Origin of the sequence: Fibrobacter sp. UWB7 (genome assembly GCF_900142945.1) — a bacterium.
Classification (GTDB): domain Bacteria; phylum Fibrobacterota; class Fibrobacteria; order Fibrobacterales; family Fibrobacteraceae; genus Fibrobacter.
The window spans coordinates 382,071-406,614 of the sequence record NZ_FRCO01000002.1 but is presented as its reverse complement, the minus strand read 5'-3'; the positions used below and the strand labels follow the sequence as shown (position 1 = coordinate 406,614).

At 47.6% G+C, this 24,544-nt stretch carries 18 protein-coding genes; 9 read left to right on the top strand and 9 right to left on the bottom strand.

The window, feature by feature from the left end; translation table 11 throughout:
* The first annotated feature begins 41 nt into the window (after positions 1 to 41).
* Together BUC30_RS07185 and BUC30_RS07180 are read left to right on the top strand one after the other, a co-directional pair.
* Positions 42 to 752, top strand: coding sequence for a type 1 glutamine amidotransferase (locus BUC30_RS07185; RefSeq protein WP_072830128.1), 711 nt, complete (start codon positions 42 to 44; stop codon positions 750 to 752).
* Positions 753 to 1,037: 285 nt separating this feature from the next.
* Positions 1,038 to 1,580, top strand: a complete 543-nt coding sequence (locus BUC30_RS07180; protein ID WP_088629191.1) for a hypothetical protein — start codon at positions 1,038 to 1,040, stop codon at positions 1,578 to 1,580.
* An 890-nt stretch (positions 1,581 to 2,470) separates the two neighbouring features.
* Here BUC30_RS07180 and BUC30_RS07175 read toward each other — a convergent pair.
* Positions 2,471 to 5,350, bottom strand: coding sequence for a TIGR02171 family lipoprotein (locus tag BUC30_RS07175; protein ID WP_073424211.1), 2,880 nt, complete (start codon positions 5,348 to 5,350; stop codon positions 2,471 to 2,473).
* Between the two features lie 301 nt (positions 5,351 to 5,651).
* Between BUC30_RS07175 and BUC30_RS07170 the strand changes: the two genes are divergently transcribed.
* The 5 genes from BUC30_RS07170 to carB all read left to right on the top strand — a co-directional run bounded on the left by BUC30_RS07170 (position 5,652) and on the right by carB (position 16,144).
* Positions 5,652 to 7,772, top strand: coding sequence for a glutamine synthetase III family protein (locus BUC30_RS07170; protein WP_073424210.1), 2,121 nt, complete (start codon positions 5,652 to 5,654; stop codon positions 7,770 to 7,772).
* A gap of 181 nt (positions 7,773 to 7,953) precedes the next feature.
* Positions 7,954 to 9,576 carry a glycosyl hydrolase family 8 gene (locus BUC30_RS07165; RefSeq protein WP_073424209.1) on the top strand — a complete coding sequence of 541 codons (1,623 nt, stop codon included), beginning with the start codon at positions 7,954 to 7,956 and terminating at the stop codon, positions 9,574 to 9,576.
* Positions 9,577 to 9,831: 255 nt separating this feature from the next.
* Positions 9,832 to 11,502, top strand: coding sequence for a glutamine hydrolyzing CTP synthase (pyrG, locus tag BUC30_RS07160; protein WP_073424208.1), 1,671 nt, complete (start codon positions 9,832 to 9,834; stop codon positions 11,500 to 11,502).
* A gap of 255 nt (positions 11,503 to 11,757) precedes the next feature.
* Positions 11,758 to 12,888 (top strand): glutamine-hydrolyzing carbamoyl-phosphate synthase small subunit, encoded by a 1,131-nt coding sequence (gene carA / locus BUC30_RS07150; RefSeq protein ID WP_073424206.1) that lies wholly within the window; start codon positions 11,758 to 11,760, stop codon positions 12,886 to 12,888.
* Complete coding sequence (carB, locus tag BUC30_RS07145; protein WP_073424205.1) at positions 12,881 to 16,144, top strand: carbamoyl-phosphate synthase large subunit; 3,264 nt, start codon at positions 12,881 to 12,883, stop codon at positions 16,142 to 16,144. Before carA ends, carB begins: the two co-directional genes overlap by 8 nt.
* A gap of 167 nt (positions 16,145 to 16,311) precedes the next feature.
* Here the strand turns inward: carB and BUC30_RS07140 are convergent, their stop codons facing one another.
* Positions 16,312 to 16,896 carry a HEPN domain-containing protein gene (locus BUC30_RS07140; protein ID WP_073424204.1) on the bottom strand — a complete coding sequence of 195 codons (585 nt, stop codon included), beginning with the start codon at positions 16,894 to 16,896 and terminating at the stop codon, positions 16,312 to 16,314.
* 232 nt (positions 16,897 to 17,128) lie between these two features.
* A complete protein-coding gene (locus tag BUC30_RS07135) occupies positions 17,129 to 17,338 on the bottom strand; it encodes a hypothetical protein (protein WP_170861515.1) in 210 nt (69 codons plus the stop codon).
* 346 nt (positions 17,339 to 17,684) lie between these two features.
* Here BUC30_RS07135 and BUC30_RS15795 point away from each other — a divergent pair, with 346 nt between their 5' ends.
* Complete coding sequence (locus BUC30_RS15795; RefSeq protein ID WP_139260805.1) at positions 17,685 to 18,032, top strand: type II toxin-antitoxin system RelB/DinJ family antitoxin; 348 nt, start codon at positions 17,685 to 17,687, stop codon at positions 18,030 to 18,032.
* Entirely contained in the window at positions 18,029 to 18,325 is a 297-nt protein-coding gene (locus BUC30_RS07125) for a type II toxin-antitoxin system YafQ family toxin (RefSeq protein WP_073424202.1), read from the top strand. Before BUC30_RS15795 ends, BUC30_RS07125 begins: the two co-directional genes overlap by 4 nt.
* Before the next feature lie 301 nt (positions 18,326 to 18,626).
* Here BUC30_RS07125 and BUC30_RS07120 read toward each other — a convergent pair whose 3' ends face one another.
* The 6 genes from BUC30_RS07120 to BUC30_RS07095 all read right to left on the bottom strand — a co-directional run bounded on the left by BUC30_RS07120 (position 18,627) and on the right by BUC30_RS07095 (position 24,483).
* Complete coding sequence (locus BUC30_RS07120; RefSeq protein WP_244536536.1) at positions 18,627 to 19,670, bottom strand: hypothetical protein; 1,044 nt, start codon at positions 19,668 to 19,670, stop codon at positions 18,627 to 18,629.
* Between the two features lie 108 nt (positions 19,671 to 19,778).
* Positions 19,779 to 20,360 carry a hypothetical protein gene (locus BUC30_RS07115; RefSeq protein WP_073424200.1) on the bottom strand — a complete coding sequence of 194 codons (582 nt, stop codon included), beginning with the start codon at positions 20,358 to 20,360 and terminating at the stop codon, positions 19,779 to 19,781.
* 24 nt (positions 20,361 to 20,384) lie between these two features.
* A complete protein-coding gene (locus BUC30_RS07110; RefSeq protein ID WP_073424199.1) occupies positions 20,385 to 20,621 on the bottom strand; it encodes a hypothetical protein in 237 nt (78 codons plus the stop codon).
* Positions 20,622 to 20,720: 99 nt separating this feature from the next.
* Complete coding sequence (locus BUC30_RS07105) at positions 20,721 to 21,530, bottom strand: hypothetical protein (RefSeq protein WP_170861514.1); 810 nt, start codon at positions 21,528 to 21,530, stop codon at positions 20,721 to 20,723.
* Between the two features lie 408 nt (positions 21,531 to 21,938).
* Entirely contained in the window at positions 21,939 to 22,865 is a 927-nt protein-coding gene (locus BUC30_RS07100) for a BspA family leucine-rich repeat surface protein (RefSeq protein WP_073424197.1), read from the bottom strand.
* 124 nt (positions 22,866 to 22,989) lie between these two features.
* Positions 22,990 to 24,483 (bottom strand): glycoside hydrolase, encoded by a 1,494-nt coding sequence (locus tag BUC30_RS07095; protein ID WP_073424196.1) that lies wholly within the window; start codon positions 24,481 to 24,483, stop codon positions 22,990 to 22,992.
* Positions 24,484 to 24,544: the final 61 nt, after the last annotated feature.

The following is a 24,544-nucleotide window of genomic DNA, read 5'->3' as shown; positions in this document are numbered from 1 at the left end:
TAGCCCGCGAGAAATCGCGGGTCTTTTTTATATTTGCGGTTATGGAAACCTATATTTTTCAGCATGTTGAATACGAAGGTCCGGGAGCGATTCTCCCCTACCTGCAGGCCAAGGGGCACAACGTTCATATCGTGCGCCTTTACGCCGGCGACCCCATTCCTCATGAAGACGACGTGGACTTCGCCATCTTGATGGGTGGGCCCATGAGCGTTCTGGACGAAACAAAGTACCCTCATTTTGTTCGCGAAAAAGAACTTTGCTGCGACATGGTGCAGCTGGGCAAGCCCCTTCTGGGAATCTGCCTCGGTGCCCAGATGATCGCAAGCGCCTTTGGCGCGGCCATCAAGAAAAATCCCGAAAAGGAAATCGGCTGGTTCCCCGTCACCTTCACCGGCGATGCAGTCGAAGAAATGAATTTGCCCGAAAGCCTGGACGTTTTCCATTGGCATGGCGAAACCTTTGACATTCCAGAACTACCGGGCATTGCAGAACCATTCGCCTTTAGTGAAGCCTGCCAGAATCAGGCATTCAAAATCGGCAGCGGAATCGCATTGCAGTTCCATCTAGAAGCCACGCCCGAATCCATGGAAAGCATGTTAAAGAACGGCGACGACGAAATCAAGGCAGGCATTGCCGCAGGTTTTGACTACGTTCAAAACCCGAAGGACATCCGCATTGCCGGTAAGACCGCCATGGGCCCCGCCAACGAATTGCTGGTAAAAATCTTGGATTACCTGTTGGAAGAAAAATAAGCAGGATGATTTTGAATAAAGGCAAATAGGTTCTGTGACCGTTGGCTCTGTCAGGCTAATTCGTACTTTTTTACAAAGACTGCCAAAACGCTGCGAAAATGACCTGACAAAGCCTAACTACCAAGGCCAGTAGAAGAGTGCGACAAGGAAAATGACTCCGATTTTGCCTCATGATGTTCACTTTCTGCAAACACATGCACTCAGCTGCCGTTTAGACGCTCCGCCCGGACCACAACCGCTAGCACCACCAACAAAATAGACGGTCAGATTGCTATTTTATTGAATATGTCAAAGCAATTTATCGTTTCATTTCTTTTTATATGCGCCATCTCAATGGCGTTTGCGCATCCTTACGATGACATAGACTGGGAAAAAGCAAAAGCTCCCAACGGCTGCTTCAACAGTTCAGGAGCATTTTGGTGCGAAGATAAAGCAAAAGGTTTTGTCACAGTCACCATGCCTGCAAAAAGGATGCAATATCTTTATGCAAAGATAGATGGTCATTCAGGGTTCTATGTCAATTATTGTAAAGACCTCATTACCTTGCCGACAAAAACGGACAAACAAGCTGCCGCCGCCCTAAACAAAGGTGATTACGAAAAATTTCATGCCTATCTCACAGAAGCTATGATGACAGGTGATTTTACCTGGACTTGCATGGGTGAGCGAAAAATCAAATCTGTTTTTTGTCTTGGAAATAAAGATTGGAGTGGTAACTATTACATAAAAATTTCCAAGTATGATGAATATGGCATTTTGGACAGCGAAAAAGAAACCAGTACCCCAGAAAAAGATTACTGCAAAAAATTGTTAGACGCTGTTGAATAACTTACGGATTATCTACTGATTGCATACATGCTCACCATTATTTCGAATAATGCAGAATCTCTAAATATGAAAAACTGCTAAAAGCTAAACATCTTCTTTAGATAAAAAATAGGTCGTCAGAATGTGGATTTATAACGTGTGCAAGGTTCGCAAGCCGGAAGGCAACGGATATGAAATCTTGGAAAGGTTCACTGACAGAACCGCGGCGTATATGCTGATGTTCGCCTTGATGAAGGCTGACAAATCAGACTCAGTCTATTTCGTTGAGCGAATCTCGGATAAGAAACTTCGTAAATAGTAGAATAAGTAGTAAGTCATATCATTATATACAATAGTGGACACGAGCTTTTTCCAGGGTTACGAAACGGGTGTAAAAGCCCGTTTTTTCGTTGCTTCTGGCGGTCTTTTTAGGACTATCGAAAGAGACTTTATTTGTGATTCCACGGTGCGATTCTAGGCTGATTTTGGGGCTAAAACCATGTTCAACTATTTGGACTATGTTTCGCGAGTCCAGAAGTGCTCCAAAACGCGAATATGGCGATTCTAGCCTAAAAACGGTGATGGACTATTTTTGACGGGCTAGATATAGTGAACAGAAAGACACTAATAAAAACGGCTCTGTCAAGCCAATCCGTATAAAAAGTAGGTGCTAGCAAACTTTTCTCAATTTGTAAGCCCCTAGAAAACTGCATTTTTACTTCAAAAACGCCATTTTTAGGTAGTTTTTAGGTTTCGGCGCCGCAGCATAACCACAGCCAAAAAATAGCCGTACGACCAGACTTGACAGAGCCGTGGTTAAAACCGCAGCGTTGGCGCAGTTTTTCGGAAATAACCACGCAGCTATATAAAAAGGCTTGACAGAGCCTGTAAAATGGAGTTTTGCGGGCTATTTACGGCAAAGTTTGCAAAAGAGAATCTAGACGTTTCGTCATTTGAATAGCCCCTTCGTGGGCTAGATGGTTGCAGTCAAAAGCCATGTTGTCGGTGTAGTCGTGCTCCCCCATCTTATTTTCGTCCATAAGGACAAAGTTGGGGTGTTCATCGTGTAAATCGGCGAGTTCCTTGATGAGCGCGGGAGCCTTGCTCCTCTGTATTCCGTGGAATCCGAGTGCACCGGTATTTTTGTATGCGGGGTTCTGCGGGAAGATGACTCCGATGACATAAATTTCTCGTGCTTTACATTCTTCAATAATCGTTTTCAATAAATTAAAGTTGTCGTAATAAAGGTTGGAATAGCGATTCAGCCACAAACTATCTGTCCAAATTTTAGGATCACCCCACCCTGCAGCTTCAAGTTGTTCGTAACCCATGGTATTCAATAGCGGTTCAAACTTGGAATATCCTGGAGAATTTCTCGTGTATTCAGCAAGCTTGCTCGGAACAGAATCCTTCCAATAATTATGGTCCTCGTCGTAGGCGTAGCCGGGATAATTGCGGTGGTTGTTTAACAAGAAGCTGTTGGGCGCCGAATTGAACCAGATATCCATATCAACGGAAATGACGACGTATTTGAGGTGGCTGACGTGCGGAAGAACGTAGTTCTCAAAAATGAAATTTGCACAATAAAGCATGCTGTTTGAATTTGCCATATTGAGCGCCTTAAATTTTTGATCGAAAAGCGATGGGATAACGCCGTGAAGCGCACGCGACGATCCGAGAATGACTGTGTTTAGCGAGTCGTATTGATGCCAAAGCAAATCAATTTTATAGCGCCACTTGACGGCTATTTCTGACGTGCCTGGGACAAAGTAAATTCCCGCACTGTCCGGATCCAATTGGAACGTATCTTTAGGAAGTGTATCGTTTTTAACGGTGTCTTTTTTAACAGTATCTTTGGGGATGGAGTCCTTAGGAATGGTGTCTTTGGGAATGGAATCCTTTTTTACGGTATCTTGCGGAATAGTGTCCTTCGGCGCTTTGAAGACTTTTTTCACCCATAAATTGGGGTGCCAGAGTTCATCGCCTTCGGCAAGTTCCAAAATGCTATTGTCGGTAGGGTTTGCAAGCACGATTTTCGTGTGGGCTCCGTTTAAATTAACAAGAGTCGCTACGATGTTGGAGCGATCCCCATCGGTAGCCCATTCGCTATGATCGAAAGTATAGCCATCAGGAGATTTGACGCTCTGCAACAATTTGCCATTGCTGTCGGCGATAAGGATGCGTTCGTGCGTGGCGTATGGAGTTCCGACAAACTCAGTCCCGGTTTTTCCTGCAAAATCAAGGAATACGGTGCGCTTGCTACCGTCTTGTGCTAGGGACGCATTGCAAGCTTGTTCGTTATTGTACCATATAGCAGAGTTCATTTTTTGTGTAATGTCAGAACCAGAATCCGCAAAGAGGGCACGCAACAATCTTGCACCTGTAACAGCGAGTTTGTTGTCTTCGCTAACGCCGCCGTGATAAGCTCCATCAAAAAGTTTTTCAGGGACGCCAAATTTGCCATTTGCGAATTCGACTTGCCATGTGCTTGTCGCTGCAAATGCGACTTCGTCTTTGTTGCTGCCTGCATCTGTGACGTAAACGATAACCGTGTCGCCGTTTACAACGCGCCAACGCGGGATAGCTGCGCTTGGAACATCGAGCTTTACAAGATTTGAACCGTTTGCGTTCAGGTCGCGAACGTAAAGGCTGGATTCTCCAGCAATACCTTCAAATCGAGTGCAGAATGCTACATGTTTTCCGTCAGGCGAAATATCGGGATGGTAAACCTCCAAAGTGTCTTCAATTTCTGTAACGGATAACGTTCCGTCATTGTAATTGATGTAAGCAAGATTCCCGCTAATGTCGTTTCTGAAAGCGAGAATCATGTTGTACGTTCCCGTATAAGATTTTAAGGCTGTCGCGCTTGCAAGCGGAGAGACTATGCTCTGTTGCACTTTGCCATTGGCATCAAGCCATGTCGGAGATGGAATTTTTCCAAAAGCGAGTCGGAACCCAATTCGTTCTGCATGAGATGAGGATTCTACGGTGTAATCATCGCCACGGGAAACTAGATTTATTTCTGATGCGCGGTCTGAATAATATCCGCCTTTTAAAACTCTTTCCCCAACAGCGCCACCATCTGGAGCACCGACATAATTTGTAACAGTCGTGTCGCGGAACATCCCCGCCCAGTCGTTCACCCACTCTTTTACGTTTCCTGCCAAGTCGCAAAATCCTAAAGAATCCTTCCCTGCAGTACAGACGGGGTGCGCATGAAATTCGGAATTGTCAGAATTCCAGCTTTTTTCTTTGGGATTCCAGCTTTGTGATGCTGCGAGAACCCACTCTGCTTCTGTCGGGAGTCGGAAAGCATCGGCATCAGGATGGAACGCAAAACCTTCCAGATTTGAGCAATGGCCTTCGCTATCGTATGTTGCTTTTGAGTACGTGTAAGCAGTATCATGATTTAGTTCTACGCTCTTGGCATTCGCATAAAGAACGGCGTCGAAATAAGTAACATTGGCTAATGGTAGCTCATCGTTTGCGCATTCGCCAAAGTCTTTCACCTTGCCTTTTTTCGCGAGAATTCGATAGCTCCCACAAGTAACTTCGTGAACATCTAAATAAAATTCATAATCGAGATGGACTTTCATGGCGGGGCGTTCGGCGATCCTGAACGAAGATTCGTTACTCCCCAAAACCAGATCACCGCCTTTGATGACCTGCATACCCTCCATTATTTCTGGTTCGGGTTCGACGTCGGGTACAATATCGTTGGACGAGCTACTGCTATTGCTACAAGCTCCCCATAATATTGATATTATTAACAAAAAAAGCCAAATTTTCATGGAAAAAAACGCTGTACGAGCTTACTTTTCTACGCCAAAATTATGAATTGTAAAGACTTTTGTCAAATAAAGTGCATGTGGGCGACAAAAGGCTTAGTTCAAGCGCAATTTTACACCTTGTTTTTACATTTTCTGTAAATTAACATTCGTTTTTCCAAAATTTGAAAAACATCGTTTTTTGTAAAGTGTTCTAGAAACCCGTAAATTACACATTTTTCGCATAAAATCATTCAAATTACATTTTGGCACGTTTTTTGCAAATAGGGCAGCGAAAAACAAAAAACAATAAGGAGTTTGCCAAATGAGCAACGCATATAGATTAAAAGCAATCAAGGAAATCGCGAGCGAAGCCGCAGGCGCAAACATGGCCGCAGCCCCCGCAAATATCGACTTTTATGGTGAAGACGTTTTCAACGCCGACGCCATGCGCACTTACCTGCCGAAAGACATCTGCAAAAAGCTTTTTGCAACTATCGATGACGGCGCACCGCTCGACCCGAGCATCGCTGGCGAAGTTGCACACGGCATGAAAAAGTGGGCCCTTGATCGCGGCGCTACTCACTTTACTCACTGGTTCCAGCCTCTTACCGGTTCCACTGCCGAAAAACACGATTCTTTCTTGGAACCCGAAGGCGACAAGGCTATTCTCGCTTTCAGCGGCAAGAACTTGATCGTCGGCGAACCGGACGCATCTTCTTTCCCGAGCGGCGGTCTCCGTTCTACTTTCGAAGCTCGTGGTTACACCGCTTGGGACCCGACTTCCCCGGCTTTCATCAAGCGTCACGGTAACGGTGCAACGCTCTGCATCCCGACTGCATTCTGTAGCTACACGGGTGAAGCACTCGACAAGAAGACTCCGCTTCTCCGTTCTATCCAGGCTTTGCAGAAATCCGCAGACCGTCTTATGGGCCTCTTCGGTGTTGCCCAGCAGAAGGTCACCGTTACGCTCGGTGCCGAACAGGAATACTTCCTCGTCGACAAGCGCTTCTACCTCCAGCGCCCGGACCTTTATCAGGCTGGCCGCACCCTGTTCGGTGCAGCTCCGGCAAAGCACCAGCAGATGGAAGACCACTACTTCGGTAGCATTCCGTCCCGCATTTTGAACTTCATGAACGATGTGGAAAAGGAACTCTGGAAGCTCGGCATTCCGGCTAAGACCCGCCACAACGAAGTCGCTCCGGCTCAGTTCGAACTTGCTCCGATGTTCGAAGAAGTGAACCTCGCTTGCGACCACAACATGCAGATTATGGAAGTTCTCCGTCAGGTTGCTGACCGCCACGGACTCGTCTGCCTCCTCCACGAAAAGCCGTTTGCTGGCATCAACGGTTCTGGTAAGCACAACAACTGGTCTGTGAACTACGGTAAGACCAACCTCTTGAACCCGGGCAAGGACCCGCACCAGAACGCTATCTTCCTCACCACGCTCTGCGCTGTGATTTACGCTGTCGATACTCACGCTGACCTACTCCGTATGGCTGTGGCAAGCGCTGGTAACGACCACCGCCTTGGAGCAAACGAAGCTCCTCCGGCAATCATCTCCATGTACCTCGGCGACCAGCTTGCTGACGTCGTCGACCAGCTCGAAAAGGGCGATCCGAAGTCCAGCAAACAGGCTGGCGCTCTCAAGCTCGGTTCCGATACTCTCCCGCCGCTCCCGCGTGACGCTACGGACCGTAACCGTACTTCTCCGTTCGCATTCACTGGCAACAAGTTCGAATTCCGTGCACCGGGTTCTAGCCAGAGCTGCTCTGAACCGAACGTTATCCTCAACACGATCGTTGCAGAAGCATTCGACATCATTGCAGACAAGCTTGCCAACGTTCCTGCAGACAAGTTCCACGAAGAACTCCAGAACCTTCTCCAGAAGATTGTTAAGGAACACAAGCGCGTTATCTTCAACGGCAACGGCTATACCGACGAATGGGTTGAAGAAGCTGCTAAGCGTGGTCTCCCGAATACCCGCACCACCATGGAAGCCCTCCAGGCACTTACCAAGAAAGAAAACGTCGCCCTCTTCGAAAAGTACGGCGTGTTCAACAAGCGCGAACTCGATTCCCGCTACGAAGTCAACATGGAAGACTACCACAAGAAGATTCACATCGAAGGTGAAATCGCTCGCGACATGGCGAAGGACATCATTCTCCCGCAGGCCATCGAAGCTTACTCCGCTGCTCTCAAAGCAAACGAAATGGCTCTGAACCAGGGCTTCCCGGCTCTCGATTCTTACGCCAAGCCGCTTGGCGAAAGCATCAAGAAGTTGCTCGCAGCTATCGAAGTGATGGAAAAGGCTCTCGCAGGGAAGCACGAAGATATCTTGAACGGTATGCTCGACCTCCGCTTGGTTGTGGACTCTCTCGAAAAGATTGTTCCGGACGAAAAGTGGCCGCTTCCGAAGTACCGCGAGATGTTGTTCATCTACTAGTTGCTAGTTGAAATGCGCATCACTCGTAAAACGATTTAAGCACATCAAAACCGAAGACAAAATCACTCGTCGAAAGGCGGGTGATTTTTTTTTGATAAACTTCTTTTTGTTGTAAAAACTTACATCGGGATTTTGTCTAAACCACTATAAAAAGTGGCAAAATGAAAATATAATTGTTGTCATGAAATCAACAAAACTTTGTGCATTCTCTCTTTCCTTGCTGTTCAGTGCCGCCATGGCAACTGCAGCTGATACCGCAGGTAATTTCTTTGATGAAAACGGCGCTTACTATGGCCCGGACTGCGAAAAAGACGGTTCCCAGTTCAACGGCGCATATTACACCGGCAACTACGAAAGCCCATTCAAGACCTACTTGGGTAAGACCGACGCAGAAATCAAAGAAAAAATGGATGCGATGTGGGAACACTATTTTAAGGGCGACAACAATTCCAAGGTGTTCTTCGACAATGGTAACGAAGGTTACATCAAGGACATCAACAATAACGACGTTCGCTCCGAAGGTATGTCTTACGGCATGATGATTGCCGTGCAGACAGGTCACAAAGAAGAATTTGACAAGCTCTGGAAATGGGCCAAGAACCACATGTGGCACAAGGGTGGTGACTGGGACGGTTACTTTGCCTGGCAGCGCAACGATAGCGGCAGCGGCGGCGATGACAACTGCGCACCCGATGGTGAAATGTATTTCATGATGTCTCTCTTGTTCGCAGCAAATCGTTGGGACGATGATCAGTACAGAAAGGATGCTCTGTACATTATGGACAAGATGTGGAACAACCCGAGCCACAAGCTCTTTAACCAGGGCAACTACATTATCGTGTTCCAGCCGCTCGGCAACGGAAACGATTTCTCTGACCCGTCTTATGACTTGCCTGCCTACTTGGAACTCTTCTCCCGCTGGGCTGAAAAGGATACTGACAAGTGGAAAAAGGCTGTTACCGCTGCACGCGATCACCTTTACAAGTCTTCTAACTCGAGCTCTGGCTTGTTTGCCGACTATAGCTCCTTCAATGGTCAGCCGCAGTCCTATTCTTACAACTCCAATTCCACCAAGTACATGTACGACGCCATGCGTTGCGCTATGAACTTCGGTATGGACTATTACCTGTTCGGTGCTGACTCTACCAGAGAAATTGAAATGGCAAATCGCATCATCAATTTCTTTGAAAAGGACGGCTACAAGCACGCTCGCTTTAACTGGGATGGTTCCAATCCGCAAGAACAGTACACGCAGGGCGAAGCCGGTGCAAACGCCGTTGCCGCCATCGCTTTGAGAAGCACTGCTGATTCTGAAGAAAAGATCAAGAAGAACCTCCAGAACGCTTGGGACACGAAGTTCATGACCGGTCAGTACCGCTACTATGATGGCTTGGTCCACTACCTCGCCATGCTCCACTTGAGCGGTAACTTCAAGATTTGGAAGCCGAAGCCGACCGTCGAAGAAAAGTCTGTCGAAGCAAGCGAATACTGTGGCGTGAAGATTGAAAAGGATACCACGTTCTACGCTTTCGAATCTTGCAAGCTTTACAAGGTTAGCGCAAAGCCGGAAACCATCGCCATTGGGTCCAAGATTAAGTTGAACAACGCTGTGAGAGTTTGGTCTACCAATAGCGCCATCGTTATTGAAAACGCTGTGGTTGGCACCAAGTTCGCTGTTACGGATCTCAATGGTCGCGTGCTCAAGTCTGCAAAGACAAGCTCCGCCATGCAAGAAGTCCGCATCAATAGCAGAGGCAACTTCCTCGTCATCGTTGGCGATAAGACCTACAAGGTTGTGAAGTAATAAGACATAGAGATTCCTGCTTTGTGTCGGGATCTATAAATGGGCGTGCAGAAATGCGCGCTCTTTTTTTGTAAGTTGTAATTACATAAAATGTAAAACAAAATTGAAAATTTACATTTTGTGTAAAATATTTTCGTGTGGAGTTTGCGTCTGTTATCGGAAAATTCGCAAAAATCGCCATATCTCCACTTTTGGCACGCCTTTTGCTTATAGCGACAAAAAGAATTACAATTTGTGTAAATTAGGAAAATTAAAATGGCATTACAGCATAGATACAACGGAAAGACTAAGTTTATTATCGTCACCGGAGGCGTCATCTCCGGACTCGGCAAAGGGGTAGCGGCAGCGTCCATCGGGGCGCTGCTTTCTGCTAGAATGAAGGTGGTTCCGGTCAAGTGTGATGGTTACCTCAACACAGATCCGGGCACGATGAACCCGACCGAACATGGTGAAGTTTTTGTTTTGGATGACGGTGGCGAATGCGACATGGACTTCGGCCACTATGAACGCTTTTTGAACGTGACCGCCAAGAAAGATTGGAGCCTCACGATGGGTCGCATCTTTAAGATGATCCTCGAGAAGGAACGTCGCGGTGACTATCTTGGCCATACGGTGCAGTTCATCCCGCATGTGACTGACCTTATCAAGGAACAGTTTTACAGAATTGCAAACCAGGAAAAAGCCGATGTGCTGTTGATTGAAATCGGCGGTACCGTGGGTGACCTTGAAAACCAGTTCTACATCGAAGCCGCCCGCCAGTTGAGCCATGAAGTCGGCGACCACAATGCCATTTTCGTACACCTCACCTATGTCCCGATTCCGTCTGGCGTGAACGAACAGAAGTCCAAGCCTACGCAGATGTCTGTGCGTGACTTGAACAAGCTCGGCATCTACCCCGAAATCGTCATCGGCCGTTGCGAAGAATATATCAAGCCGCACCTCAAGGCAAAAATCGGCTTGTTCTGCAACCTGCCCGCTGACCACATCATCTCTGGCATTGACGTGAAGCACGTTTACGAATGCCCGCTCGTTTACGATGCCGAAGGCATTCCCGAGATTCTTTCCAAGACGCTAGGCATTTACGCCCCGCCGAAACTTGATCAATGGAGCAAGCTCGTGGACGCTCTCAAGCGCAATTCTGTAAATCCGCGCAAGACGCTTACCGTTGCCATTTGCGGCAAGTACCTCGCCCTCGAAGATTCTTACGCATCTGTTGTCGAAGCGATTACACATGCCTCCGCCCATTTGGATTTGCATGCCAACATCCGCTGGGTCGATACGGAAAAAATTGAAAATGGTACCGTTTCTGTCGAAACAGCTCTCAAAGGAATCGACGCAGTCATCGTTCCGGGTGGTTTCGGTAGCCGCGGTATCGAAGGCAAAATTCAGGTCATCCGCTACGTGCGCGAAAACAAGATTCCGTTCCTCGGCATCTGCTATGGCATGCAGCTCTCCGTCGTGGAATTTGCACGCCACGTCTGCGGTATGCAGGGTGCAGGTACGGTCGAAATGGAAAGCGAAACGAACCACGTCGAAGTTCCGGTCATTGCATTCCTCCCCGGCCAGGAACACATCAAGGATCTGGGTGCGACGATGCGCCTCGGTGGTCACGATGTCGTCATCAAGGAAAACAGCCTTGCCGCCCAGGTTTACGGTTCTACCGCCATCCGCGAACGCTTCCGCCACCGCTACGAAGTGAACCCGCAGTATGTCGCTCAGATTGAAAAGGGCGATCCGACCGGTGCAAATCAGCAAAAGCTAGTTTTCTCCGGAAAAGCTGCCAACGAAGACATTATGCAGATTATGGAACTCACGGACCACCCCTACTTTATGGCCTGCCAGTTCCACCCTGAACTGAAGTCCTCGCTGATCCACCCGGCACCGCTCTTCCTCGGACTCCTCAAAGCCGCAGACGAGAAAAATTAAAAAGCAAAAAATCTTAAATAATGGATTGTCGTAAACCTGTCAATTTACTATAATTAGCCCCCGATGAAAAGAATGGAACTTGTCGACTTCGAACTCGCCTTCAAGGAAGCAGTTTCGGCCCACAAAAAGGTCGGTTGGGTTTCAGTTTTTGACAAGACTATTCATTTTTTTAAGAGTTTTATTTTTAAGGCAAAGGCATTTAGCTTTTGCCTTTCTTTTTATACACAGCCTTTTAACTATAGCAACGAGTAAATCATGAACGAAAAATTTCAATGGAAAGCAAAGCGCGAGCGCAAGGCTTTTATAGCCTTGGCTGACGGAGCCGTATTCCACGGTTACGCCTTTGGCGAAAAGAAAGACACCGTAGGCGAAGCCGTGTTCAATACCGGTATGGCTGGCTACAAGCAGATTTTGACCGACCCGTCTTACGCTGGTCAGTTCGTGGTTTTCACCACGGCCGAAGTTGGCGCTTACGCTACGAACTTTGAAAAGTCCGAATCCCGCCAGGTTTTCTTGAACGGCATTGTCGTGAACTCCCTCGACTGGGTTTCCAAGGAACTGAACGAAGAATCGCTTCATGATTACATGCTCGCCCAGAAGAAGGCTGGCATTGCAGGCGTCGATACTCGCGCCCTCACGCTCCACCTCCGCGAACATGGTGCCCAGAAGGCTTACCTCCATGTCGAAGACACGGAAATGACCGAAGCCGAAGCTATCGCAAAGGCAAAGGCTTGGGAAGGCCTCGACGGTCAGGACTACGCGAGCAAGGTATCGGATCCGAACGGCTACGAATTCAATAACGAAGGCAAGTACCACATCGTCGCTCTCGATTTCGGCATCAAGACGAACATCTTGAGGAACCTCGCCGCTCAGGACATGCGTATCACGGTCATGCCGATTGGCACGAGCTACGAAAAGATCATGGAACAGAAGCCGGATGGCGTGTTCCTCTCCAACGGTCCTGCCGACCCGAACAGCCTCCCGCAGGTTTACAACATGGTCAAGCAGCTCCTCGGCAAGATTCCTCTCATGGGTATTTGCCTGGGTAACCAGCTCCTCGGCCTTGCTCTCGGTGCTAAGGTTTCCAAGCTCAAGTTCGGCCACCACGGCTGCAACCATCCGGTCAAGAATCTCTTGACGGGCGCTGTCGAAATCACGTCGCAGAACCACAACTACGCCATTGACGAAACGTCTCTCCCCGCCGATGTCGAAGTCACGCACATCAACCTGAACGACAACACGGTCGAAGGCATCCGCCACAAAAAGTTCCCGGCATTCAGTGTGCAGTACCATCCGGAATCTGCCCCGGGTCCGAACGATTCCATGTACTTGTTCGAAGAATTTAAGAAGATGATTGAAGATTTCAAGGGAGGCAAGAATGCCTAAGCGTACCGACATCAAGAAGATTATGCTCATCGGTTCTGGCCCGATTGTGATTGGCCAGGGCTGCGAATTCGACTACTCCGGCGTGCAGGCTTGCAAGGTGCTCCGTCGTGAAGGTTACGAAGTGGTGCTCGTGAACTCCAATCCGGCAACCATCATGACCGACCCGGAAATGGCCGACCGCACCTACATCGAACCGCTGAGCGTCGATATTCTCCACGAAATCATCCGTCGCGAACGCCCCGATGCATTGCTCCCGACTCTCGGTGGCCAGACCGCCTTGAACCTCGCCATGGAACTCAACGAACGCGGCATTCTCGACCGCTACCAGGTTGAACTCATCGGTGCTAAAGCCGAATCCATCCAGCGCGCCGAAGACCGTCACTTGTTCAAGGAAGCCATGCTCAAGATCGGGCTTGACCTCCCCCGCTCCGGTTCCGCACACTCCATGAGCGAAGCAACCGCTATCGCCCACACCATCGGAAGCTGGCCCTTGATTATCCGTCCGGGCTTTACGCTTGGTGGTACTGGTGGTGGTATCGCCCACAACGAAGAAGAATTCGAAACCATCGTGAACCGCGGCTTGGACGCCTCGCTCAACAACGAAGTGCTTATCGAAGAATCGCTGCTTGGCTGGAAAGAATTCGAAATGGAAGTCATGCGCGATAAGAAGGGCAATGCCGTTATCGTGTGCTCCATCGAAAACCTCGACCCGATGGGTGTTCACACGGGTGACTCCATCACGGTTGCTCCGATCCAGAGCCTTGATGACCGCGCTTACCAGGCCATGCGTGACGACTCCTTGAAGGTCATGGAAGCTATCGGCGTGGAAACCGGTGGTTCTAACGTGCAGTGGGCTATCGAACCCAAGACCGGCCGCCGCATCATCATCGAAATGAACCCGCGTGTGTCCCGTTCTTCCGCTCTAGCATCCAAGGCTACGGGCTTCCCCATCGCAAAGATTGCAGCTCTTCTCGCCGTGGGTTACACGCTCGACGAACTCCGCAACGACATCACGCAATCGACCCCGAGCTGCTTTGAACCGGCTCTCGACTACGTTGTCGTGAAGGTTCCGCGCTTTACATTCGAAAAGTTCCCGAAGGCAGATTCCACGCTCGGCACCCAGATGAAGTCTGTGGGCGAAGCCATGGCCATCGGTACGAACTTCAAACAGGCCATGCAGAAGGCTCTCCGTTCTCTTGAAACGGGATTCGGTGGATTCGGAGCCTGCGCCAAGTGCGAAAAGTTCAAGGAATACGACGACGAAACACTCGCCAAGGAAGTTGCACGCCCGAGCGCAGAACGCATCTTCGTGGTCTACGAAGCATTCCGTCGCGGCTGGGACATCGAAAAACTTTACGAAGTCACCAAGATTGACCGCTACTTCCTCCGTCATCTCGAAGAACTTGCCTGCTTCGAAGACGAAATCACCGCTGCAGGTTCTCTCGAAAACCTCGCCAAGGATAAGGCTCTCTTCCGCCAGGCCAAGGAATTCGGCTTCAGCGATATCCAGATCGGTTACCTCTTCCACAAGACTCCGGAAGAAGTCATGGCAGTGCGTAAGCAGATCGGCCTCGTCCCGAGCTACTACTCCGTCGATACTTGCGCCGGCGAATTCGAAGCCATCACGCCGTATTACTACAGCTGCTACGCCGACAATACCGAACCGGTCCGCGAAATTCCGGGTCACCAAAGCAAGAAGCGTATCATGGTGCTCGGCGGCGGTCCGAACAGAATCGGTCAGGGCATTGAATTTGACTACTGCTGCTGCCACGCTGCATTTACGCTCCGCAAGCACGGCTTCGAAGTCATCATGGTGAACTCCAACCCCGAAACGGTTTCTACCGACTACGATACTTCGGACAAGCTCTACTTTGAACCGCTGACGCTCGAAGACGTGATGGGCATTTACGAACGCGAAAAGTGCGCGGGCGTGATTGTTCAGTTCGGTGGTCAGACTCCGCTGAACCTTGCCATGCGTCTCAAGAAGGCAGGTGCAAATGTCATCGGTACAAGCCCCGAAGACATCGACCTCGCCGAAGACCGCGACTTCTTCAAGCAGCTCGTCACCAAGATTGGCATCAAGCAGGCCGAAAGCGGCATCGCCCACAACGTCGAAGAAGCCCTCGCCATCGTTGAGAAAATCGGTTACCCGGTTCTCGTGCGTCCGAGCTTCGTTCTCGGTGGCCGTGGCATGGTGATTGTCTACAAGGAAAAATACCTCCGCAAGTTCGTGGAAGAAGCTGCCGCCATTGGCGAAGGCAAGCCGATCCTCATCGACCGCTTCCTCGAAGACGCAACCGAACTCGATGTGGACTGCATCAGCGATGGCAAGCACACCGTTATCGGCGCCATCATGGAACACGTGGAACCCGCAGGCATCCACTCCGGTGACTCCGCTAGCGTTATCCCGCCGATGACTCTCTCCAAGGAAATTCAGGACAAGGTCCGTGAATTCGCCAAGGAATTTGCCAAGGAACTCCATGTCGTTGGTCTCATGAACATGCAGCTCGCTGTCAAGGATGGCGAACTCTACATGATCGAAGTGAACCCGCGTGCATCCCGCACCGTGCCGTTCGTTTCCAAGTCCATCGGCGTGCCGCTCGCAAGCTATGCAACACGCTGCATGACCGGCGAAACGCTCGAACAGATTGGCTTTACCGAAGAAGTCCGCGTACCTTACGTGAGCGTCAAGGAAGCCGTGTTCCCGTTCGTCAAGTTCCCGGGTGTCGACATCACGCTTTCTCCGGAAATGAAGTCCACTGGTGAAGTCATGAGCCTCGATCGCGACCGCGGCCTCGCCTACCTCAAGAGCCAGCTAGCATCCGGCAACAAGGTTCCGAGTCAAGGCAACATCTTCGTCTCGCTCAAGGACGAAGACAAGCAGAAGGCAGTCCCGCTCATCAAGCGCCTCGTAGACATGGGCTACCAGATTTACGCCACCCGCGGCACCTCGACGATGCTTTACAACGAAGGCATCAAGACCCGCGCCGTGTTCCGCATCTCCCGTGGCCGCCCGAACCTGCTCGACCTTATCCACGACAAGGAAGTGCAGTGGATCGTGAACACCACCGAAACAGGCGCAGAAGCCATGGTTGACGAAATCCAGATGCGCTCCAAGGCCGTTGTCTCGGGCATTCCTATCACGACGACGATTGCCGCCCTCACCTCTACCGTCGAAGGCCTCATGGACAAGCACGACTTCGGAAGATTCGAAGTGTGCAGCCTCCAAGAGTACCACAGACATGTGAAGAAGTGACACGACGTGTCATCCTGAGTCCCGGAACAAGTCCGGGATAAACTCGCGCCCGTAAAGCGCGAAGTCGAAGGATTTAGGCATGATTTGTCTTTTCCGCGAAAGCGGGAGTCTCCTATTAGAAAAGGACGCTTTTATAAGCGTCCTTTTTTACTAAAACATCCTAGATCTCATGTTACCGATTTTTCAGCAATATAATTTCTTGCCTCTTCAATCCATGAACCACTGTCTATGAAGCAATCAAAACTTTCAGCAAACTTTTTTAGGAAATTTAGAATCTTTATAACATTCTCTTTTTTTGCAACATCTTCTTTTGATGAATCTATCTTTTGAACATGAACAATTTGTCCACGGATTTTCAAATATTCATCTAGTTGATCACATATATCTTCAGCATTTCTTCCATCAAAGCAAATCGTCTTCAAACAATTTTCTATTCCAAACCAAGACTTATATAATTCAACAATGTTTTTACTTGTTGGATTATGGAATCTTTCTAACATCTTATTTCGTTTTTCATTCGAAAAATCATAAATCTGTTTGTTATTTATTTCCGTAATTAGATTTTCAAAAAAAGATTCAAATGCCGTAAAAGCCATTATGACACAGGCTCTTTTCAACACATCAATATTCGGCATGCCATCAGGATAAAACTCCTTTATTTGATTACTATTTTGATTATGACAATCATAAATAGTCAAAATGCTTTCAGCATCACTAATTCCATTACAAAAAAAATCAAGGGCTTTTGACATCTATTAGTTCCTAATATAGGTTATCTCTCAACAATATAAAAACATTTTCGTAGAAGTTTCTTATAAAAGTTAAGAAAGCGGATGGAGTAAAAATCCAATTGTTCTATAAATGTTCTAATAACTTAAGATCATGCATTCATAAAGCTATACACAGCAAGGCTAATACAGCCAACTGCACATGTATGTGCGGTAACACCCATTTTCCGTAATTTGCGATCCTCCGTCTCACATTTTAGAACATTTTCCTCTTGTAAGTCGTCCGCAGATGCTCTTTTAGTATTTCTTCATTCTTTTCATCGTCCCACTTGCCAAAATTCCATAGATCATCCATGCCGTTTTCAACTTTTTGAGCGGCTTTGCTAAACCCACCTTTCTGAGAATCGGCACGACCATCCTTGCCCATTTCAAAATGGACAATTTCAGCATTGTCGTCCAATGTCATAAAAGGATACATCATATAGCTAAAAATATATTCCCCTAGAAACTTCTGTCAATAGAGCTTAGTTTCCTGCGATATTCACTATCTAACTACTATCTCACCCATTTTGAGTTGTTGCAATAGATGCAACAACTGATTTTGCTACTCGCACCAACTCGTTTTTAACTGTTGCAAAAAAATGCAATAGTTGAATCAGCGAAAGTGCATTGGATTCAATCATGCGAAAAAAGATAACTCGATTAAATTCAGAAATAGTTTTAATTGTCACATTCTGACATCGCAGGAGTTTATATTTGTGAAAAACGTTAAAACAGTCGCCTTTTTCGCATGTAGGCGACCGGAGGTAAACATGAACAGACTGGCAAAAAGCCGACAAGCAAGCTGCAAATACTTGCTATTTGAAAGCAAATGTAGTATATTTGTTAATATGAGTACCGTAGTAACAAATATCCGATTGGACCGCGAGCTGAAAAAAGAGGCTACCGAATTATTTAACGATTTGGGACTAACCCTATCGCAAGCCTTCACTGTTTTCCTGAAACAGTCACTGTTACATCACGGACTTCCTTTTGCTGTTACCCGACCTCCTTCCAAGGAGCTTCTTGCTGCTATCGATGAGGGAGAAAAACTCGCTCACGACCCGAATGCCAAAACATATTCGACTCCGCAAGAACTTTGGGACGAGCTGGGAATATGAGTGAAGAAAAATACAAGTATCAGATTCGGGCGACAACGAAGTTCAAGAAAGCAGCAAAGCTCGCCGCCAAACGTGGTAAAGACACTCTAAAACTCAAAAATGTTATCGAAAAATTAGCGAAGGGCGAACCTCTTGACCCGGCATTGCGCGATCATACCCTATCAGGAAATTGGGTCAACCACAGGGAATTGCATATTGAACCTGATTGGCTACTAATTTACAGAATTGAAGAGAACATTCTTGTTCTTGAACTGGTTGATACTGGTTCGCATTCCGACTTATTCAAGAAATAACTAGACGCAAGCGCTGGCTATCACCCATAGAATATAACCTGACCGCAAATATATGTGTGGGAAAGCCAAGCCACTCCAAACTTGTGATTTCACGCCGAAAATGTATATTTTGGGCGATAAGGTTTCAAGGAGTCCCTATATTCGCTTTCTGTAATTTGCGAGACTCAGTCTCGCCAAACTGGTCTTTTTCTCACTTTTTTATCGAGAAAAAGACCAAGTTTACATAATTTGTGACGGTTTTAACGAAAAAATCGCATTTTTAACGAAAAATTCTAAAATTTAACGAATCAAAACTACCCGGCTATGGCTCTCCACCTTCATTAAAACCGAATTTTTGGCGAGCCCAGGCTTCCATATAGGGCAGAATTTCCTTGTAAGGTACCACAATCATCACGCTACCGTGGGTATGCCAGCCGATGTCGAACGACAAACCGTCAAAACCGATACCGTCCTTCAAAAAAGAAGGCTCTAGCTGGAAATCCATGCCGATGGCTTCGGCCCTGGCATCGTATTTTTCCGCATATTTGCGAAGAAGCGATACAATCGCTTTCTTTTCATTTGGATTGAAAATAGTGGAATCAACCAACGACCCGTCTTTCTTCGAGAAAGTTCGATGATACTCGTAAAAGTATCCTCCGGCAGCACCGGCTTCGTACCCGGCGTTCGAAATATAATAAGTCGTCCACAGCAGTGAATCGAATGCGACATCTATACTGTCCTGGCGTTCGTAATGGAGGGTGGCGGCAACTTGCGTATGGGCGCTGTCATAGTACCAGTCATTGGGATAATTCCTGAGTTCGGACTCAATGTTCCTCATGTATTCTTCCGCCTGACGGTAAAGGGCTCTTTTATGAATTTCTCCTAAATGTTCAGAATCAAGGAACGTGTCGGCATCGGTCAAGTCATCGCCCAACAGCCCCTTGATGATTTTCCGGTGGACTCGTTTAGGATAAACCTGGAACCTCGGCAGCACCCAATGCAAGGAAACCGTGTAAAACCTGTTGCTGTCGCGTTCCGTTCCATAATTGGTAAATTGCAAACAGCCCTTCATTTTTGTGGGGGCGCACTCAATCAATTCGTCGTCATGTAAGGCAATCTCCGCTTTGATCCGCTCCAGATCATCCGGAGCCTGCAATGCAATGGTCGGTTCCGTTTTGGGGGCTTCTTCCGATTCTTTGGAACTGCTTTTGAAAAAAATAAGTGGGCAGACAATTACCGCGATAAGGTATGCTGCCGATAAAAACGAGCTTGCGATTTTTTTTGCCTTGGAACCCGTTGGACTCGGCCTGTTCATAATAGCGAGCACGAACGCCACTACGGCAAGCGGAAGCAGGAATAGGTACATTCCTCCCCGCGACGTAAGGCCCACGAGAATCCCTGCCATGATAAAAAGAGTTTCAAAAACTGCCATATTTTTCCTTCGGCTAATAAAAGCCCCTATAAGATGTTTGGATTAATGTCGAGATTGGAAGTGGAGATATTCTCGGGATGTATACTGGCTTTCCCACCTTACCTTGTAGCCTTTGGGTAGGGTTCCTTCGAGGATTTTCACGACTCGTCTTCTCTTGTAGTATGGTAGGTCCACGAGGCTGATATCGACAGCTCGACCTGTTTTATGATGGGACCACTTGTCATGTCTATCGAAGGAGTCATGGGCGGATATAATGGTCGGGGCGAAGTCCTCTCCGAACTGGCTTTTGAACACTTTGATGACATACACGAGACCACGTTCAAGGGCGGGTGTAAGCTCCATGACGACATAGCTCTTCTGGATGGTGTTCTCCATGATGTAGTCATGGTTTTCACCCACTTGGACAGGGACATTGGTTCGGAAGTCATAGTTTTCTTCCTGGGTCTTGGGTTCCCTACGCTCGGGATTCGAATATGTCTGTTCTGCTACAGGTCTATGGGACCAGCTGCTGTTAGGTGATTCGGGTCTATACGGGTCAAAGATGAGCTTATAACCAACGATGAGCATGATGGCAATCATGATTAAGCCGAGAATGATTTTGATAAGGTTGACAAGACATCCCATGGTGACGGCTCCGTTGTTGATTGTTCACTTTCCGTATTGTTCGTCATAGAGGCGTTGCAAAGCTTCCTTGTATTGTGCGTCTCGTTCAGCCTCGATTTTCTGTTTCTGGATTTCTTGAGAGTGATCCACATAAGGGTTCTTGTTGTGCCTGTTAGTTGCGAGGACAAGCAAGACGACAGCAAGAACGATGATGATGAGCAAGACCACCTGCGTGAAGAAATACGATATGCGTTCTAGGATGTTACTGATGAAGTCAAACATTGGTTGCCTCAGTTGGTTGTATTCTCTGTATAATTATCGTAGGCTGTCGCGCCAATGTAAAGCAAGTCCGCTCTCTTTATTTGAAAACATTATGACGCTTTAATATTTTTCGAAGCCGAATTTTTTCAGCACATCCTTACGGATTAGCGGAAGAATCTGGCTGTAAGGCACCACAACCAAGCCGTCTTTCGTGTCGAAATCAGTAATGCCGATATAGAAGTATTTGAATCCGATACCGTCTTTCAAGAATAAGGCGAGCCTTGGCTGGATTTCTTGGTTGATTTCGTCTATAATGGCGTGATCGGCCGCATTTTTTCGGATAAGGGCGACCAGGAGGTTTTGCGACCCTGGCAAGAAAATGGAACTGTCTACTACGGAACCGTCTTGCTTGGAGAATGTCATGTAGCTGTTTCTGCTCCAATGGACGGCTTCACAGTCTTTGTCTTCCCTTTCGTATTGCAGGTAGGTCGCCCAGGATTTCGTTTCGTATATGGGGGCAATGCTGTCAACCAATTTCATAGGTATGGTGTCATAGCTATAGCGTTGTTCTAAAACTTGAATATTTGTGGTGGTATCTGAAGGATACATACATCTATGGATTTGGTCTTTGCGCACGTCATCGGCGAATCTTTTTAAAATCGCCTGCATGTGCGACTTATCTAATGTCAAATCGGTCTTTTGAACCTTGTCACCTAGAAGCGTGCGGATTATCCTGTTTCGGGCTGTTTTGCTTATACCCTTGGCGGGGAGCGTCCAATGAGCGTAAACTTCACTGAAAGGCCTTTGCACCGTGTCTATGGAGACTGTGAAGTGTTCAATGTCGTTGTTTTCCGCGAGAGCCTCGTGTGCGTATAGGCTGTTTTGGAATTCGTCTCTCAGCGAATCCTCAAGTAAGAACTGTCGAAGCATGGAGTCCAAATTTTTTGACCGTTCCTGTGACAATTCTAATTGTTCCTGCAGGATAAGCTTCTGGTCATGCAGGGCGCTCTTCTGCTCCTGCGTTTTGAACAGCAGTTCCCTCGTCTTCCGTAGGTTGCTTTTTGTCTCTTCCTGGTCATGCTTGATTAAATTAAACAGCCAAAATGCATATATGCATGTAATCAGCACTATTACAATAGACGTAATTATTTTTTTCACGACCTGGTCTCCTGCGGAAATTCCGTTAATTCAAATATAATTTCACAGAATGTCATATTATGACATTTAAGGGCTTTTGTGAAAAAATTGCAAAAAAAGCCTTGTGCAGATCCGCATCAAGGCTTTGAAAGTTAAGAAGGGGTGCCCTGCAAAAGCTGGGCGTTTTTATTTATGAATTTTTTAACCGAACATGTTCGAGGTGTCGCAGTCAAGGCGTATTTTCCAATTGCTGATGATGTCTCCATTGAAATCACTACGGAAAAACATCTCGCTCATATCGGTCACATTGGACACATTCCACTTGCTGATATCACTATTGAACGCACTTCCTTCGAACATTCCGCTCATATCGGTCACATTGGACACATCCCACTTGCTGATATCACCATTGAACGGGGTACCGAGGAACATCCCGCTCATTCCGATTGCTTTGGACACATTCCACCTGCTTAAGTCTCCATTGAAATAGCTATTCCAAAACATGCAGCTCATTTTGGTTACTTTGGACACATTCCACCTACTTATGTCGCCGTTAAATGCGCTTTTGGAGAACATACTACTCATGTCGGTCACATTAGATACATCCCACCTACTGATGTCACCGTCGAATTTGCAATCCCAGAACATACAACTCATATCGGTCACATTGGACACGTTCCACTTGCTGATATCACCATTGAACGGGCTACCGAAGAAAATCCCGCTCATTTTAGTCACATTGGACACGTTCCACTTGCTGATATCACCATTGAACTGGCTACCGGAGAACATCCCGGTCATGTCGGTCACATTGGATACATTCCACTTGCTGATGTCGCCGTTGAATTGGCTGTCAAGGAACATTCCGCCCATATCGGTCACATTGGAAACGTTCCACTGACTGATGTCGCCTTTGAAGTTGTTTTCACGAAACATCCTACTCATATCGGTCACATTGGACACGTTCCACTTGCTGATGTCTCCATTGAATTTGCTTTCTTTGAACAATTCGCTCATGTCGGTGATGCCCGAAACATCAATGTCGTTCAAGTTGCACTCGGGCCCCTCAGTCTGAATGCGGTTCTCGATGATTTTCTTCAGTTCTTCCTTATTTGCGGGTTTGAGCATAGTCTATTCCTTTAAATAGTAATGAGCCACTAGTTGCAAAGTAAATATAATTCTTTTCATCGCACCATTTTTTCATCCATCTCAGCGAAATTGAAACGTCGTCCCTTGCGGGGCGACCATTTGCTTATCTCAACACCATTCGTTGCGTTTGGGCATTGCCGCATTTGACCATGTAAATGCCGCGGCTTAAGCCTGCGCTTGTCATGGCGTTGCGGAGTTCACCGATGTGTTCCGCTTGGAATTCGCCGATAAACGTACCAATCGGGCTAAATACTTTATATGAACTTTGATTTTTTTGTACAGAACGTATCCTGAAGGCTATGGCGTCTGTAGAATCTTTGGGCGGTTCCACCTTTGGCTCTTGCCATAGAATGAATTCGACTGTCGTTGCGCTGCGGGCTGGGGCGCTGTAGCTGCATTTTGTGCCATCGACCTTGACTTCGCTTCCTTCCTTGAGGTTGTTATTGTTGTCGGTGACGTAGGGCTTGAAGCTTCCAATCTTTGTGTTTCCGAAGTCAAAGTCAGCCTTGAATTCCTCGTTCTTGGAATTGAGAATGACGACTGCGATTTTCGTCTTGAGGGAGTCGCGGTAGGCGGTGACCTTTACATCTCTTTCGGGATTCTTGGTAGCATCGATTCTCCTCGCGCCGGGGCGTGCAAAGCGGCTGTAGTTTCCCATGACCCAGAGTCGCTTGGTAGGCTCCACGTTATCGGGGTTGCCTTGTCCTTGCGGCCAAAGGGCTCCATTACCGCAGCTGGGTTCGCTGCAGGAATAAATCCACCAGAAATGCCAAGCGTTCATGTTCGAAATAGTAAGGGCGTCGTGGATCATGTTTGCAACGCGGAGAGCGCTTCCCATGCCAACGTCTTCCTTATTGCTTCCGAGATCGTAGACTTCGGTTTCCCAGAATTCCTTGCCGGCTTCATGGATTTCGGGATAAGCGGCGGGATCTCCGCCATATTCGTGCGTTCCAAAAATGTCCGTGTATTTCAGGGCCGCCGGATTGTTGAAGAATGCTTTTTTGTAATTGGGGAATCCGTACCAGTTGATGGCTTCGGTGCCTATGATTTTGATGCCCGTGGTATCGAGGGTGGGACCAAGATAGTCGCCTACCCAACGAGCCAATTCATCGGGTTCGTAGTGGTTATCGCCGGTGCCGTCAGGCTCATTTTGCGACGAAATCGCGTACAGGTTGACTCCAGCTTTACGCATGTCTTGCGTAAACTTCAAGATAGTGTTCGCCCAGTCTTGAGCATGATTGAAATCCAGATGCTTTTTGTCGCCATCGTAATTTACGGTGTATTTGGATGTCCATGGAGCGGCCCAGACTTTGACGCCGTATTCACTCGCCTTTTTTGCGATACTTGTTTCGGAGGTGGAGCCGTCCGGAGCAATGCGGATGCGATGCAGCGTAAGCCCCGCGCCGCTAGTGGAGTCCCAAAGGAAGGCTGCGTTTTTGTCGGTAATGGAACCCGCCCATGCCGATGCTGCACCAAAGCCGCTGATGCGCTGGTATTCCTTGCCCATGTCAACGTTTATCGTTGCAGCACAGGCAAGAGTGCTCAAAAATGCGATGGAACCCGCAAAAAGAGAAAATCCCTTAATTGAAACCGTCATATAGCCTCCTTTGAACCTTACTTACTTTAAAGTAAGTTGAAAAGTTCACTTTATATAAGGC

Coding starts and splice junctions, on each gene's coding strand:
- BUC30_RS07185 (WP_072830128.1), top strand. CDS start 42: ATGGAAACCTATATTTTTCAGCATGTTGAATACGAAGGTCCGGGAGCG.
- BUC30_RS07180 (WP_088629191.1), top strand. CDS start 1,038: ATGTCAAAGCAATTTATCGTTTCATTTCTTTTTATATGCGCCATCTCA.
- BUC30_RS07175 (WP_073424211.1), bottom strand. CDS start 5,350: ATGAAAATTTGGCTTTTTTTGTTAATAATATCAATATTATGGGGAGCT.
- BUC30_RS07170 (WP_073424210.1), top strand. CDS start 5,652: ATGAGCAACGCATATAGATTAAAAGCAATCAAGGAAATCGCGAGCGAA.
- BUC30_RS07165 (WP_073424209.1), top strand. CDS start 7,954: ATGAAATCAACAAAACTTTGTGCATTCTCTCTTTCCTTGCTGTTCAGT.
- pyrG (WP_073424208.1), top strand. CDS start 9,832: ATGGCATTACAGCATAGATACAACGGAAAGACTAAGTTTATTATCGTC.
- carA (WP_073424206.1), top strand. CDS start 11,758: ATGAACGAAAAATTTCAATGGAAAGCAAAGCGCGAGCGCAAGGCTTTT.
- carB (WP_073424205.1), top strand. CDS start 12,881: ATGCCTAAGCGTACCGACATCAAGAAGATTATGCTCATCGGTTCTGGC.
- BUC30_RS07140 (WP_073424204.1), bottom strand. CDS start 16,896: ATGTCAAAAGCCCTTGATTTTTTTTGTAATGGAATTAGTGATGCTGAA.
- BUC30_RS07135 (WP_170861515.1), bottom strand. CDS start 17,338: ATGACATTGGACGACAATGCTGAAATTGTCCATTTTGAAATGGGCAAG.
- BUC30_RS15795 (WP_139260805.1), top strand. CDS start 17,685: ATGAACAGACTGGCAAAAAGCCGACAAGCAAGCTGCAAATACTTGCTA.
- BUC30_RS07125 (WP_073424202.1), top strand. CDS start 18,029: ATGAGTGAAGAAAAATACAAGTATCAGATTCGGGCGACAACGAAGTTC.
- BUC30_RS07120 (WP_244536536.1), bottom strand. CDS start 19,670: ATGTACCTATTCCTGCTTCCGCTTGCCGTAGTGGCGTTCGTGCTCGCT.
- BUC30_RS07115 (WP_073424200.1), bottom strand. CDS start 20,360: ATGGGATGTCTTGTCAACCTTATCAAAATCATTCTCGGCTTAATCATG.
- BUC30_RS07110 (WP_073424199.1), bottom strand. CDS start 20,621: ATGTTTGACTTCATCAGTAACATCCTAGAACGCATATCGTATTTCTTC.
- BUC30_RS07105 (WP_170861514.1), bottom strand. CDS start 21,530: ATGCTTCGACAGTTCTTACTTGAGGATTCGCTGAGAGACGAATTCCAA.
- BUC30_RS07100 (WP_073424197.1), bottom strand. CDS start 22,865: ATGCTCAAACCCGCAAATAAGGAAGAACTGAAGAAAATCATCGAGAAC.
- BUC30_RS07095 (WP_073424196.1), bottom strand. CDS start 24,483: ATGACGGTTTCAATTAAGGGATTTTCTCTTTTTGCGGGTTCCATCGCA.